General features: G+C 66.1%; 8 protein-coding genes. 7 read left to right on the forward strand and 1 reads right to left on the reverse strand.

What is annotated here, in order from left to right; all coding sequences use genetic code 11:
• Position 1: 1 nt before the first annotated feature.
• The 3 genes from D5S18_RS23170 to D5S18_RS23180 are packed head-to-tail and all read left to right on the forward strand — an operon-like array spanning position 2 to position 8,762.
• Positions 2–481, forward strand: coding sequence for a YbaB/EbfC family nucleoid-associated protein (locus D5S18_RS23170; RefSeq protein ID WP_120043187.1), 480 nt, complete (start codon positions 2–4; stop codon positions 479–481).
• Positions 482–8,050, forward strand: a complete 7,569-nt coding sequence (locus D5S18_RS23175) for a WXG100-like domain-containing protein (RefSeq protein WP_120043188.1) — start codon at positions 482–484, stop codon at positions 8,048–8,050.
• 25 nt (positions 8,051–8,075) lie between these two features.
• A complete protein-coding gene (locus D5S18_RS23180; RefSeq protein ID WP_158607939.1) occupies positions 8,076–8,762 on the forward strand; it encodes an HAD family hydrolase in 687 nt (228 codons plus the stop codon).
• Position 8,763: 1 nt separating this feature from the next.
• On the opposite strand, the gene D5S18_RS23185 is transcribed toward D5S18_RS23180, so the two are convergent.
• Positions 8,764–9,630 carry an esterase/lipase family protein gene (locus tag D5S18_RS23185; protein ID WP_120043190.1) on the reverse strand — a complete coding sequence of 289 codons (867 nt, stop codon included), beginning with the start codon at positions 9,628–9,630 and terminating at the stop codon, positions 8,764–8,766.
• A gap of 161 nt (positions 9,631–9,791) precedes the next feature.
• Between D5S18_RS23185 and D5S18_RS23190 the strand changes: the two genes are divergently transcribed.
• The 4 genes from D5S18_RS23190 to D5S18_RS23205 all read left to right on the forward strand — a co-directional run bounded on the left by D5S18_RS23190 (position 9,792) and on the right by D5S18_RS23205 (position 13,813).
• Positions 9,792–11,399: a hypothetical protein gene (locus tag D5S18_RS23190; protein WP_239003951.1), complete on the forward strand. Its 1,608-nt coding sequence runs from the start codon at positions 9,792–9,794 to the stop codon at positions 11,397–11,399.
• A gap of 286 nt (positions 11,400–11,685) precedes the next feature.
• Positions 11,686–12,888 carry a hypothetical protein gene (locus D5S18_RS23195; RefSeq protein WP_120043191.1) on the forward strand — a complete coding sequence of 401 codons (1,203 nt, stop codon included), beginning with the start codon at positions 11,686–11,688 and terminating at the stop codon, positions 12,886–12,888.
• Positions 12,889–12,922: 34 nt separating this feature from the next.
• Entirely contained in the window at positions 12,923–13,255 is a 333-nt protein-coding gene (locus D5S18_RS23200; RefSeq protein ID WP_120043192.1) for a hypothetical protein, read from the forward strand.
• 30 nt (positions 13,256–13,285) lie between these two features.
• Positions 13,286–13,813 (forward strand): YbaB/EbfC family nucleoid-associated protein, encoded by a 528-nt coding sequence (locus D5S18_RS23205; RefSeq protein ID WP_120043193.1) that lies wholly within the window; start codon positions 13,286–13,288, stop codon positions 13,811–13,813.
• Positions 13,814–13,837: the final 24 nt, after the last annotated feature.

Genomic DNA, 13,837 nt, shown 5'->3' on the forward strand with positions numbered 1-13,837 from the left:
GATGAGGAACGACAGTACTCGGGCGCAAACCGTCGCGCTGCTGGAGGAGGTGCAGCAGCAAATGGTGGAGATTGCCCGCATCCAGCGCGAGCGGGCGCTGCTCACCGCGACGGCGACCGCGCGCAGGCGGGTCACCATCACGGTGAATGCCGACGGCACGGTGATAGATACCCAATTCCACTCGGATATCGAGGACTTGACCTACCCGGAGATCGCGCGGGCGATGACCGAGGCCGCGCAGCAGGCAAGTGCCGATGTGGCGCGCAAGGCGGCGGAGCTCATGACGCCCTTGCAGGAACGGCGTGCGCGGCTGCCCAAACTTTCCGAATTGATCGAGGACATGCCGGATGTGCGGGTACCGGTCGCGCCGCCCGCGCCACTCACCCCGGCGCGTGAATCATCGGACTTTGTCGCGGAATTCACCGATGTCGAAGTCGCTGCCCGACTCCAGGGCAATGGGATCACCGACAAGAGTTGGTAAATGGCTGAGCTACCCGGCTATCTGAAATGGTTGGAGTGGGTGGCCGGTTCGGAATGGCCTGCAGGCAACCCGGAGGGTATGTGGGGGCTGGCCGAGGACTGGCGCACCGCCGCGACGGATCTGCATGCCATTCTCGAGGAGGTCGAGGACGCGAAATCGGCTTCGCTTGCGGCGTATCCGTTCGGCGATGGCATCGATGCGATGGTGGCGGAGTTCAGTAGTCTCCAGCGCGGGCCGCAGTCGTTGGAGAAGCTGGCCGAGATCTTCGATGAGATCGCCGAGGCGACCGAGGGCGTTGGGACCGAGATCGATTCCGCCCAGTTGATGATGATCACCTCCCTCGGCCTGCTCGCGGTGGAGATCGCTGCGGCGTGGATTTTTCCGCCGACCGCCCCCGCCGCCGAGGTCGCTGCCATCGGCGTGACCAGGGTCGGTATCCGAATGATCGCCGCCAGGGTTATGCAGCGGGTGCTGGCACTGAGCGGAAAGATGTGGGGCAAAAAGGTTTTCACCTATCTGGCGCGGCACGTCATGATCGACACGATCAAGGGCACCGCCCAGGAGGTGGGCATCGAGGCGTCTCAGTGGGTGCGCGGCCACCGCGACGGACTGGATATGTCCCGCATCACCGTGACGGCGGCCAGTTCGGCGGCAGGCGCCGCTGCGGCGGCACCGGTCGGCGAATGGTTGAGCGGGCGCATGCGTTCCGAAATGCGCCCCGTGCTGCGCTTCGGCGCGACCGCCATCAGTGGTGCCGCCGCTGGAACTGTCGGTGCGGCCGCCGGATTCGGCGCGAATGTACTGACCCAATTCGGCATCGACTTGGCGACCCAGGGCTGGGACAAGGCGTGGGAGAACTTCAAACACACCGAGTTCGACCCGCGCATGCTCACCGCAGGCATCGCCAATGGTGCGATGGCCGGCCCGAACCGTGCTGCGGCGGATGCCTTCTACCGCAACCGCCATCCCGAGTGGTACCCGGCACCGCAGAAGAGTGACAAGTTCGCGAATGCGCCGCGTATCGGGACCGCCCGCGACGGGACCGGTGCGGAAGGGCAGCTCCGGCCCACGGGTACCGGTGCTGAAACCGCAGGGGCAGAGCGTCTTTCAGGTGGATCTGGTGAAGGTGTGGCGCAAACCAGACAAATCGAGGGCGAATCACCAGTCGATGGGGATGCATCTCGGGGAGACCTGGTTTCGGCGCAGGGCAACCGGTCAGCCGGCGTCCGCGCCGCCGACTCATCGGTCCGAGACACCGAAAGCACCGCTGGCGGAGGCGGATCCGCGACGGTGCACGACGCTCCCAATGGAGCATCCGTAGGTCCGGTGGGCCACGGTGATGGCTCCACCGCCAGGATCGCGCCCGCCACCGAGGTCGGGACTCCTCGCGCAGGCGTCGCCGATAGCGTGAACGATGGTGGGTTTCAGCATAATTCGTCGGGACACCAGGTCAACATGCCTGGCGTACATGCCGCGGCAGCATCTGGTGACCACACCGCGATCGCCCCCGGCGAGCATGCCGCAGCCGCATCCAACGGACAGACAGCTGCCGTATCGGACGGTCATGCCGCTTCGGGTGAACATGCGCTCCCGGCATCAGGCGAGCGCGTTGCAACATCCAACGGGCACCCGGCCGTCGAGCCCGGCGAGCGTGTCACATCGGCGTCGGGTGAGTACATGGGCGTCGGATCGGGCGAGCGTGCCACACCGGCGTCCGGTGACCATATGGCGGTGGGTTCAGGTGAGCGGGTTGTAGGCACGTCAGGTTTGCCTGCAGTCATCGCGCCGGGCGAGCGTGCCGCAGGTGCATCTGCTGGGCACACGATCGACGGGGCGGGTGAGCAGGTTATCGGTGCGTCGGGTGGGGATTCGGTCTCAGCGTCGGGTGTGCGTGCCGCCCCGTTCGGTGGGCACTCGACAGTCGGGTCGGGTGAACGTGGCGTAGGTGCGTCGGGTCAGTATGCGATCCCCGGCTCGGGCGAACATGCTGGTGCCGTCCCCGGCGAGCATGTCCCTGTTCCATCCGGGCAGGGGCCAATGACCGCACACGACGCCGGGGTACCGACCCGGCCTGCCCATCTTGCCGCCGAAGCCGCGCCTGTCGTGGGAACCATCGTCCACCCCGAGCGTCAGGCGGTGGCGAACCCCGGCCCTCAGACCGAAGCCCCACTGATCGGCACTCCGGCTTCGAATCTCGATCACTCGTCGACCGCAGTTAGAACGAGCTCGGCGAGCAATGTCGCAGAGTCCACGGGCGCAACCACTACCGGTGACAACCGCCCCCGCACTGTGGATCAGAGCCGCGCCAACCGCGCTGAGCTCAATCCGCGTACGACAGAAGCGGATTCGGGCCGTCCATTCAAACCTGGCACCACCAACAGGCCCGCCGGTGATTCGACCGCGCGCACGGCGAGCCCTGCCGGACGGGACACAACTCCTGCGGGGACGAATCCGGCCGACAGGCGTGCCGCCCGATCTGCATCCGCAGGCACCGCGCCGGTGGAACACGCCGTAGCCGCGCAAAAGACAGGACGGGCCGCAGACGCTCCCGCCGGGGTCCATTCGTCCCCGGCCGTCGCCGAACGCGAGACCGCAGTTCAGGCCCAAGGTCGAGACGCGGCCACCGGATCCGTACCGCCTGCGGCGGTCGATGCTCCCAGGGGCGGCGAAAGGCGCGGCGGCGGTGCCGAATCGGATCACTCCGAGTCGGCCCCGGATCGCGGCGGCGTAGTTCTGGATGAGCGCAGTGTCGCCCCTGCTCCCGTCGAATCCGACAAGCCAATCGCAGGCGACCCCAATCGCCGAGCCGCCAGTGCCGCAGGCGAGTCCGACACCGCAACGGCGCGCCCCGCAGGCGAGTCCGACACCGGAACGGCGCGCCCCGCCGGTGACGGTCCATCCCATGCATCGAACAGGGCCGTCCACGGGGACTATTCAGAACCGCCGCGATCCCACAGTGAAACCCCGCGCGATCGAGTGCCGGAGGGCAAGCCCGCCCTCGAGCCGAACGATGGGACTCGCCCAAGACCCGATCGTGCACGACCGCAGGACAACCCGCGCTTTGCGACACAGGACGAGCGCGGCGCAGAACCTTCCCCAGAACTCAAACTGGTGAACAGCGAGCCCCCAAGGGAAGTCGAACCGGCCCATCCACAACCGAGCCGACGGGACGAGGTGCACGACACCGCCGAGTCGGAGCAAACCCGAGCCGGTGAATCACGAACCCACACAGTGGAAGTCGATGGCGAGCCCATTCCGGTGCGCCTGGTGGCCGACGAAAAGGGCGGCTGGCGGGTGCACGAACCGGAACCCGAAGCCGCGCCGAAGGCGAAGCCGTCGAATGCGAAACAAGCTGCACCAGACCAGAAGTCGCTACTACAGCGCCTCTGGACGCGGCTGAACGGCGGATTCGAAGGCCACAGTCCGAAGTATCCGTCCGGATCCGGTGTGGACAGTGCGGGGCAGTCCTTCCTCGGCTGGGAGGCCGGGTTGACCGCACTGGTCAAGCACACCGATCACGGTGATGTGCTGGGGACCAAGTTCAGCCCGATGCGGATTCTCAAAGAGGTCGTGACCATTTGGCAGGTGCGGGAGTTGATGCCCGTGCTGAATCGGTGGACCAAGCGGGTGGCGTATCGGGCGGGGGACTATTCGGTGCCGCGCAATCGGGATGGCACCGAATATCGGTACTGGATCGATGAGGCGAATCCGGAACTGTATGAGAAGGAGCACGGGAAGCCGCTGAGCGAACTGCCGCGCGAGCCGAATGAGCCACGGGCAGGCATCAGGCCGCCGGTCGAAGAAGAGGCGCACCAGGCGCATGGGGGCGAGGGCGCTTTCGCCGATCTCGCGAATGAGACGGTCGATGCGCGCAATGCCAGGTCGAGAGCACTGGCGGAGTTGACCGCGCTGGCGGATCGGTTCGGAATCGACGTGCCGAAGAAGTCGACGGCGGACGATATTCGCGCCCTGCTGAAAATGCTGCGATACCAGCAGGCTCGCCGGGTTGGCGCGCTGTCGGGGCTGGTGGAGGCGGCGGCGCGCTACTACCAGGAGAATCGTCGAATTCCCTACGCGGATATGGTCGATTTCTTCGACAAGGACCCGATGGGCAGGCTGCTGCGGGAGATCTGGCACGCCAAGGAGGGGACAGGTATCACCTTCATGGACGCGCTCGGCCCGAACAATGGCGGTGAGTCGGCGCGGTTCTGGCCGGAGACGCATCACGACGAGGGCATACCGGTCTATTTCGAGGAGGGGTTGCGCCGCGATCAGGTCAGGGATGAGCGCGCGGTGTGGGCGCAGCTGCGCGGCGCGGATCTGGATCGGCTCAATGAGAATCCGGCGCAGACGCTGCGGGAGCAGTTCGACGAGGTCAAATCCAAGGCGAAGGAACTCGCCGAATTCGAAGCGGAGGCAAACAAATTCCTGCACACCGATGCCGAGGTCGGTGGTTTGGAGGAGGTCGCCGCCGATCTGGGACTGCGCTCCGCGGCTGCCGAAGACGGCGGATTCCTGGTGCAGGGAGTAGAGGGAATCGCCCTCATACCGGCAGAATCGGGCGGCAAGCCGAAGGTGGTCGTCTTCGATGCCGGGCTGGCGCACGAGCGGGTGCTCGCCGATGCCCTGGCGGCCCATCCGGAGTTGGCGGAGGCCGTGAATTCCGGACAGGTCGAGGTCAACTTCCGGGTGGCGAAGGTCGAGTCGGACGGATCGGTCCGCATGGCGGACTCCGGATCGGTTGCGGTGCACCATATTACGGAGGACATCGGTGGTCGCCGACTGGAAGTCACGCTCGTGCGCGATGGCGAGGGGCCTTGGCGGCCCATTGTCGAAGACACACCGGAGCCGACCCGTCCGAAGTCTTTGTCGCCCAGTGAGATCGCCGAGCAGCATCGGGAGCTGGCCGAGCGGCTGGGCCTCACCGAAGACGAGATCGCCGACCCGGAGAAGCTGCGACAGCGGCTGGAACAACTCCGACTGGAGAATGCGGCGCGGGCCGCCAGAATCGAGGCGGTCATCGACTACGCCCGCACCGCATGGGATATCGACGACTTCCACAACCACGACGATGCCCGCTGGACCCTCGCGAACCGCCTCGGACTGGAACTCGACGAGCTGACACCGCAGCGCGTCGGCGCGAGTTTGGCCGATCCCGATCTGCCCAGAGCACGGCGACTGCAGGCGATCGAGGATCTGGTTCGCTACGCGAAACTCCTGCGCGGCACCGATTCCGCCGTGGTGTTCGCGGCCCGCGACCAGTTGGCCGAGCGACTCGGCGTAGGTGAGCGTCCCGGACGGTTCCCGAAGGACCTGTTGCCCAAGAAGTTCACCCCCGACTTGAAGCATCGGATCCCCGACACGAATGGTTTCGACCCGGCCAAACTCGCAAAGGCCGTGGGCAAACTCGCACGCCGCCCGCACGAGGCGGTCAACCTCGCCGATGCGCTCGGCGAATTCTACAGAACCATCAATGAATTGGATCCGTTCGATCGAGTTCGCCTCGGTGCCGACGCCGCCGATCCGCGGGTGGTCGATGGCGAATTCCCGGTCCACGAGAAGGCCGTCGACCATCTCCTTTCCCTGGTCGGCGACGTCCAGGAATTGACCGCCGCCATGGAGAACGGCAGCCTGTTCACCTGGAATCTGCCCGACCCCGCCGCCCCGGTCGAACCCAACCGCGACTGGGCGCGCACCGTCGGCGTGGATCTCACCGGCGCCGATGCCAAACGGTTCGCCAAGGTCTACGAGATCTACCGCGACGGCAAGATCGATCAAAAGGAGCGCCTGACACCCGCCCAACTCGCCGCCGTGCAAACCAAACTCCGGGCCGAAGTCACCGCTACCGCTGACGATCTCAAGACTTTCCAAGAGTTGAACAGCGCCCTCGGTGCCAATGCCGAATCGCCCGCACACGACCGGATCCCGGCCGAAATACCTGGCCGACCCGAATCCAACAGGGGCGCAGGTGTTTCTGAGCTGCCTGCGGGAGAGCAGCGTCCCGGCTCGAAGTCGACTCCGCCCGACGGGCCTCGATCGGACACCATGCCGGACACGCAGGGCCGAGCAGTTGCCGACCGATCTGAACCGCCTTCGCCCTCGAACGCGCGCCGAGGCGGGCCGTTCGAGCTGGTGCCGGGTTCGGCTGCGCCGGCGCAGCCCGACAGGTCTTCCAACGGCACCGCGACTCGATCCAGCAGACCGGAGTTCGTCCCCGGACCCGGCAGCGATTCCGCCGAGGGCGCGAACGATCAGCGAGATAGTGCTGCCCCACAACGCCCAGTTGCGCAACAGGGCGTGACCGATTCCCCCGCCGGCTCGGTACCCGTTGAACAGCAGCCGATTCCGGCCGCGACTCGCCCGCCGAATGCGCCCGCCGATCAGCCCGCGCCGGTGCCGGCGCAGCCCGGACCTGTGCCGCCGCAGCCCGCGCCGGTGCCGCCGCAGCCCGGACCTGTGCTGCCGCAACCCGCACCTGTGCCGCTGCAGCCCACATCGGTGCCGGCGCAGCCCGGACCTGTGCCGCAGCAACCCGCACTGGTGCCGCGGCAGGCCGCACCGGTTCCGTCACCAAGCGCTGACTTGGTTCCGGTCAACGGCGCAGCAGACCGAACATCGGTCGCCGACCACGTTCCAGCACCGATCGATCCGAGGCAGCAGCTCCCACCGGGCGATCCGGCGTCCGAACCGGATGCATTCGAGCCGGGTCCGTCGGTGCGTTCCCATACGCCGCATGTGCCACAGATCCCGGCACCCCCGTCGCTGGAAGTCCTGAATGTCGATCCGATCAACCCATCGCCGCTGTTCCAACGATTCAACTCCTGGACCGGCTCGAATTCGACGGCGCCACAGGGCCCTTCGGGTCCAACGATCATCTCCCACCAGGACGTCCAGGCGGATTCGACCATGCCTTCGGATACGAAGCAAACACAGCAGGGGCCGAAGCTACTGCCCGCCTTCGATTCGTCACCGAGCCCCCGCGAACCGGAAACGCCTTCCGCGAACAGAAACTTGCCGACGATGACCACCGCCGCCGCGAATTGGACAGAGACAAAGCCGGAACCCCATCTCGAACCTCCGACCAAGCCCCAACCCACCCCGGACACCAATGCCCCGACCGCACCGCGCATCGCGGGACGATTCCCCCGCGCGTCCGGCCAACCAGCCGAAAAGCGCACCAATGGCACAATCTATGTCAAATCCCACACCGGATTCGGCGAGGTCGCGGAATTCGACCCGCTAGCAGGCACGCTCCGCGCAACTCAGTCGGTTCCGGCGATATCCGAAGGCGTCTACGGTGATCTGGGGGAGACAAAGGTCGTGTTCTTCCGGCACAACACCCGCCTGACCCTAAAGGCGGGCACCCGCGATATCGACCTGGAGGCGCCGCACACCACCGTCACTTGGCGGCAGAGTCCTGACCACACCACATCTTTCACCATCGCGGTCCGAGAGACGACCCTCTGCGCACTGAACTATCGCTCACTCCCTGCGGATTTCGATCTCGGCCTGCTGATCCGCGATATCCTGACCGATCCGGCCCGCCGCGCGGGCATCTTCATCCGATGAGGCCGGGCACCATAGGGTAGGTCGGGTGGCCGAGAAGCGTTTCCTGCTGTGGGATATTGACCAAACCCTCATCGACACCGGCGGAGCGGGCCGCACGGCTTTCGCCGCCGCCTTCGCCGCGGCGACAGGTGTCCCGATGCGCGAGATGGCCGACCCCGCAGGTCAATTGGATCCGCACATCTTCGCAGATACTCTCGAGCTCCACGGATTGACCTACGACGCCGCCGGATACGCGCACTTCGCCGGCCTGCTGGCAGCCGGCTACCGCGAGCACGCCGAGAGGATGCGCACCCACGGCAAGGTGCTCGAAGGCGTCCCGGCCGCGCTGAAGAGCGTCCTGCACCGCGACGGCGTCATATCCACCGTCCTCACCGGCAATTCCCGCGCCGGGGCCGAGGCCAAACTCGAGATCTTCGAACTGGCCGGGTATCTCGACCTGGCGGTGGGCGCGTACGGCGAAGACGAGGCCACCCGAGCGGAATTGGTTCCCCGCGCCTGGCAGCGCGCCGAGCGGCGCCACCGAATCCGGTTCGATCCGGCGCGGACGCTCGTCATCGGCGATACACCGCGCGATATCGCCGCTGCCCACGCCAATGGCGTCGAAGTGGTCGCGGTCGCCAGCGGTCGCTTCTCGCAGGACGAACTCCGCACCGCCGGAGCCGATTTCGTGCTCCCGGATCTCACCGGTTTCGACCTGTCCCACTTCGGGTGAATCAGCAGGGGTTACCGCGATAGCCGGGATCCAAGGCCCGCTCGACGATGTAGCCGACGGTCGGCGACTGCGGCAGCGACGCATGATCGTATCGGTCGCTCGGGCACAGATCCTGAACCATGACATTGTCGACCGTCGCACCGGGACCGGCCGCGAGGAAGGTGGCCTCGGGCGGCGCGGAGGCATCATCGAACCGGCTGGCGATCACGGTGTAGGCGATACCCGGCTCGGTATCGCCGTCCGCATTGAGCTCGCGCAGGAACTCGCTGCCGACGAGTTGCTGATAGGCGGCGATCCCGGTGAATCCCATCACGATCCGCTCCGGACTCAATGGAGTCTCCACCCGCCGCGGATCGATCAACCCCCGCTGGGTGGTGCCGTGGTTGGTGCCGACCAGCGAGATCAGCTTGCCGACCTTGTGCCGTCCACCCTCGAACCGCACATACTGCCGCGCGACCACCGCCCCTTGCGAATGCCCCAGCAGCGCGACCCGCGCCGCACCCGTCGCCGTGCGCACCCGATCCACGAACTCGCCGACCTCGCGCGCGGAGGCCGCGATATCGCCCGACGCGTAGTGACGCGGCTGCGATCCGAGGACGCTGGAGCTATCCCGCCCGTAGTTGAGCGTGAAAACACAGTAGCCATCGGCCGCGAGGCGCGGTGCGAGCACATTCCACGCGTTCTGGTTGTCCCAGGTTCCGTGCAGGAGTATCACGGGAAGCGGATGCGCAGGCGTCGGTACGCAATTCCAGTCGTTCGCACCGGGCGGCGCCACGACACCATCGTGCCGCTCGAAGGGGGCGGCCCCGGCGCTCGGTGCGTAGAGGCAGGTCAGCATCGTGGCGGCCAGCAGCACGGCGCGGCGCATGGACACTCCTTTCGCTTGGGGGAATCCCTAGATCATCGGTGACACGATCGCGCATCGCGAATCGAACAGCAATCCTGCGGCAAATTGTTCGCCATACTTTTTCCACTCCGCTGTGCCAGGATGAGGCGAAAATGCCGGCACGTTGATGAGGAGATGGCGGCGTGACCACACCAGGCGAGGGAACTCCGGCCGGGGATCCCGCTCCGGAGCCGATGCCCGAAGACGCGGCCGCCCAGCCGGCACCCGAGGCGGCGCCGGAAGCGAGTGCCGACAATGCGCAGGACGCTTTCGTCCGCCAGTTCGTCGAGGCATTCGAGGCGTCCGGCGGCGATCCGGACGTGGGTTTCAGTCTCGATCCCGCACCGAAATCGGTCGACGTCACCGAGCGTGCGACACAGATCGGCCACGAGATCGCGAGGGAGCTGGCCGCTTTGGGGCCGGAGGGCTGGCGACGGCTCGAGGTGTTCTTCGCGATGACCACCGCAGCCGAAATGGCGGTCGCGGTCTACTACGACGACGAGGATCGTTCGGTGCGTGCCACGCCCACCGAGGAGATTCTGGCGCTGGCCCGCGAACATCGTGATTTGTCGGCCCAATTGGGTGATGGCGCGTGGTGGCGGCTGCTGCTGACGCTCACGAGTGCGGGTGCGCTCGAGATCGACTACGACTACGGCGATGTCCCGTTTCCGGACGAGCAGATGTTCCCGCCCGAGGTTTATCGGGCCGATCTCGAAGCCTATCCGCGCCGGACGCTGCCGATCTGGCTGGCGGCCTATGTCGGGCACGACAATCGGCAATCGCGGCCGGCCGAGTTGGCGGCCCAGCAGGCACGGGCCGATCGGGAGGCGGGCAATCGCGGCGTGCTGTCGCAGGAGGAGTTTCCGGCCTTCCCGCTCATGCAGGCCCGATGGGCGGTGATCGCGGCGGCCTTCGTGGCAGTCCGATCCGATTGGGGGCCAAGGGTTTTGCCCGCACTCGGTTGGTTCGAGGGCACCAGGCGCAGCGGGGCGACGCTGTATTCATTGCCGGGTGGGCGCGGCGTGCTTTCCGGCGGTGTGTGGAACGCGCCCGAACTCGACGCCACTTACAACAATGCCGCACCGATGCCCGACTACTACGGTGGTGCGCCGGAGTGGGTGGCCAATCCGGTGCTGAATCCCCGTGCTGCCACAGGGTTGCTGTCATTCTGCTACTGGTGGGAGGGCGGGCGCTGGTATCGCGGTGAATCGCCGACCTCGGATCTGCTGGCCGAGGCGGTGCCCGGTGTGTGGACCTCGCAGACCGTAATCGATGTGATTCTGGGCGTTTTCGGCGAGGAGCCGACCGAGCGGCGGCGCAAGGCGGTGCAGACGCTGGTCGCGGCGGCGGAAGTCGGTGTGGTGACTCGCGATACGCTCGCCGATGTATTCGGCGACACCGGCGCTTTCGATATCGACAGTGCGCTGTTCCAGCTCTCGCTGGCGGGCGTTGCCATGATCCTGCCGGATCCGCTGCCCGAGAGCGAGGCGATTTCCCGTGTCCGGCAATACATCCTGGATCAGGATATGGACACGACCGGATACCCGCTGGAGGATCTGCACGCCGAACGGTTTAGTGTGGGATGGATGGTTTTCGTGCCGACTCAGCCGGGTGAGATCTCGATCGGCCGCGCGATCTTCTATATCGGCGACGATGGTGTACTGGAACAATCCTCGTCGTCCGTGTCGCCCTCGGTGTATATCGCGGAATTCGAGCAGCGCTTCCAACGCCGATACGGGACGGCGGACTAGGGCCTGTGCCGCGCCGGGCGGCAATAGGACCCGGTGTTCCGAGTTATCGTGCGCTGGTCGGCCGTGCCCGAAATCTCCAGTAGACTGCGAGCATTCTAGAGATTCCCGTCGCTGGGAACTTCCCTGATTGGTAGGGCAAACGCCTGGCGAATCTTCCGGGTGCTTGAGAACGGCTGCTCAGTATTCTTTACAGTCCCTTGAGCAATTGGCCCCTCGGCGGGGGTACGGCGTTGGCCGTCACGTGTCAGTATCGGTTGCGATAGGTGAGCAAGCGATGGGAACTGCCATGGAGTACATCGAAAGCATCTCCGGCGCAGAGGAAATCGGAATCACCCTGGTGCGGGCGCCGGAGGAAGGCATAGCGGCGGCGCTGATCGGGATCGGCAGACCGGGCCTGCGGGTGGAAGCGGTCTTCGCCATGACCGTCTCGGCCGAGGCGGCTCGGATCAGCGTCGTGGAAGGCAAACGCGCCCGTCGGGTGACCGCGTCGGAGCCACTGCTCGCGCTGGTGCGCGAGTCCAGGGCGCGATCGGCCCGATCGGTGGCGGGTCCGTGGTGGCGGATGAGTATGCGGATCGACGAATTCGCGCTGGTGGAAACCGAATACGACTACGGCGAGGAACCCTTTCCCGGCGATCAACTCTTCCGGCCCGAGGCATACCGTGACGATATCGCGGCCTATCCTCGTCCGCGCCTTCCGGTTTGGCTCGCGGCCTATATCGGCCACGCCGATCGGCAGTCGCGCGGTCGGCGTTCCGCAGCGCTGGCCGCCCGCGCGGATCGACTGCACGGCGTGCGACAACGCCTGCTGGGGGAGGGGTTTCCGGAACTTCCCCGATTGTGGGCGCGGTGGGCCGCGCTGGCGGCGGCGCATGTCGCGGTGGGATCGGAGGATGGGCCGCGCATCGTGCCCGATACCGGCTGGTACGAGGCGGCCCGCAATGCCAGCAGTGGATCGTCGCTGTATGTGCTGCCGGGCGGGCGCGCGGTGCTCTCCGGCGGGGTGTGGAATGCGCCACCGCTCAACGCCGCCTACAACGGTGGTATCGAACTGCCGAATCTTTATGCGGGAGCCCCGGATTGGGTGACGAACGCGGCACTGAATCCACGTGCGGCCGTTGGACTGCTCTCGTTCTGCTACTGGTGGGATGGCGAGCGCTGGTATCGAGGTGAATCGCCGTCGGTGCGCCAGTGCGGTGCGGCGCTGCCGCCCATCTGGTCCGCGGGCAGTGTGCTGGAGACCATTGTGCGACTGCTGTCCGCGCAGCCGTCATTGGCGCAGCGGGCCGGTGTGGCGCGGCTCATGTCCGCAGTGGAACGGGGTGCGGTCGGCGCGGCGAGTTTGGTGGCGGCGTTCGGCTCGGACGCGGATATCGACGGTGCGTATCGGCAGTTCGCCAGTGCCGGGTTGGTCCCCGCAGAGGTTGCCGGTAGCGCGGAAGTTCCCGTGGATGGGAATGGTTCGAGGCGGAACGGGCCGCTTGGATGATCGAATGTCGTGGTAGTGGAAGGTTGGTAGGGACATGCCCAAGGGTGTAGCGGTAACGCCGCAGCGTTTGCGGAATATTGCCCATGATCTGGACCTCACGAAGGGCAATCTGCAATCGCTGCGCGAACGGATGGCCAAGACGGCTGCGGAGGCGGTGCAATACTGCGGCACCGATGAGAACGGCGAGGGATTCAAGGGCGACCAAGGCTTCACCGCCTCCTGGGAAGGCATCAACGAAGGGCAGAAGTCCCAAGAGGATCGGTGCGCGGACTACTCGGGTGGAATGTGTGCGAGTGCCAACATTGTGGACAACAGTGAAGTGGCATCGAGCAGTGAGATCCGCGCTGCCGCCCTTGCCGCTGAATAGGGCCACGGGGCAAGGGTTTAGGAGATAGCAGTGGTACAGGAGCCGAGTCGTTCGGAACTGATCGATGTCATCGAATCGTTCCAGGAGACTATGACCTCGATCGCGCGCGCCCAGCAGCAGCAGGCCCAGTTGACCGCTACCGCGCACGCGGCACAGCGCAGGGTGACGGTCGTGGTCAATGCCAAAGGCATCGTCATCGAGACCCGATTCACCGAGGACATCACCGAACTCACCCCGCAGGAACTCGCCACCGCGGTGACCGCCGCCGCTCAGGACGCGGCCAAGCAGGTCGATGGCAAGACCAAGGAAATCATCGATGGCCTGCAGGCCGAACAGGCGCGGCTGCCGAAGATGTCGGATTTCCTCGAAGGGTTACCCGATTTCGAGAAGATGGTGCCGCAACCGCCCGAGGTCTCTCTCGCGCCACCGTCGCGCCGCCGCGACGGGATAGCCGACGAGGTCGACGAAAAGGCGCCCAAGCCAATGAAATTCGACAATGTCGTGCCGGTCGATCACGAGCAGTCGAACCGCAATGGCGTAGCCCGCTCGGGCTGGTAGTCCCGGCGCGCTGCGAGAACTCCA

This window comes from Nocardia panacis, assembly GCF_003598715.1.
Lineage (GTDB): Bacteria > Actinomycetota > Actinomycetes > Mycobacteriales > Mycobacteriaceae > Nocardia > Nocardia panacis.

Coding starts and splice junctions, on each gene's coding strand:
- D5S18_RS23170 (WP_120043187.1), top strand. CDS start 2: ATGAGGAACGACAGTACTCGGGCGCAAACCGTCGCGCTGCTGGAGGAG.
- D5S18_RS23175 (WP_120043188.1), top strand. CDS start 482: ATGGCTGAGCTACCCGGCTATCTGAAATGGTTGGAGTGGGTGGCCGGT.
- D5S18_RS23185 (WP_120043190.1), bottom strand. CDS start 9,630: ATGCGCCGCGCCGTGCTGCTGGCCGCCACGATGCTGACCTGCCTCTAC.
- D5S18_RS23195 (WP_120043191.1), top strand. CDS start 11,686: ATGGAGTACATCGAAAGCATCTCCGGCGCAGAGGAAATCGGAATCACC.
- D5S18_RS23200 (WP_120043192.1), top strand. CDS start 12,923: ATGCCCAAGGGTGTAGCGGTAACGCCGCAGCGTTTGCGGAATATTGCC.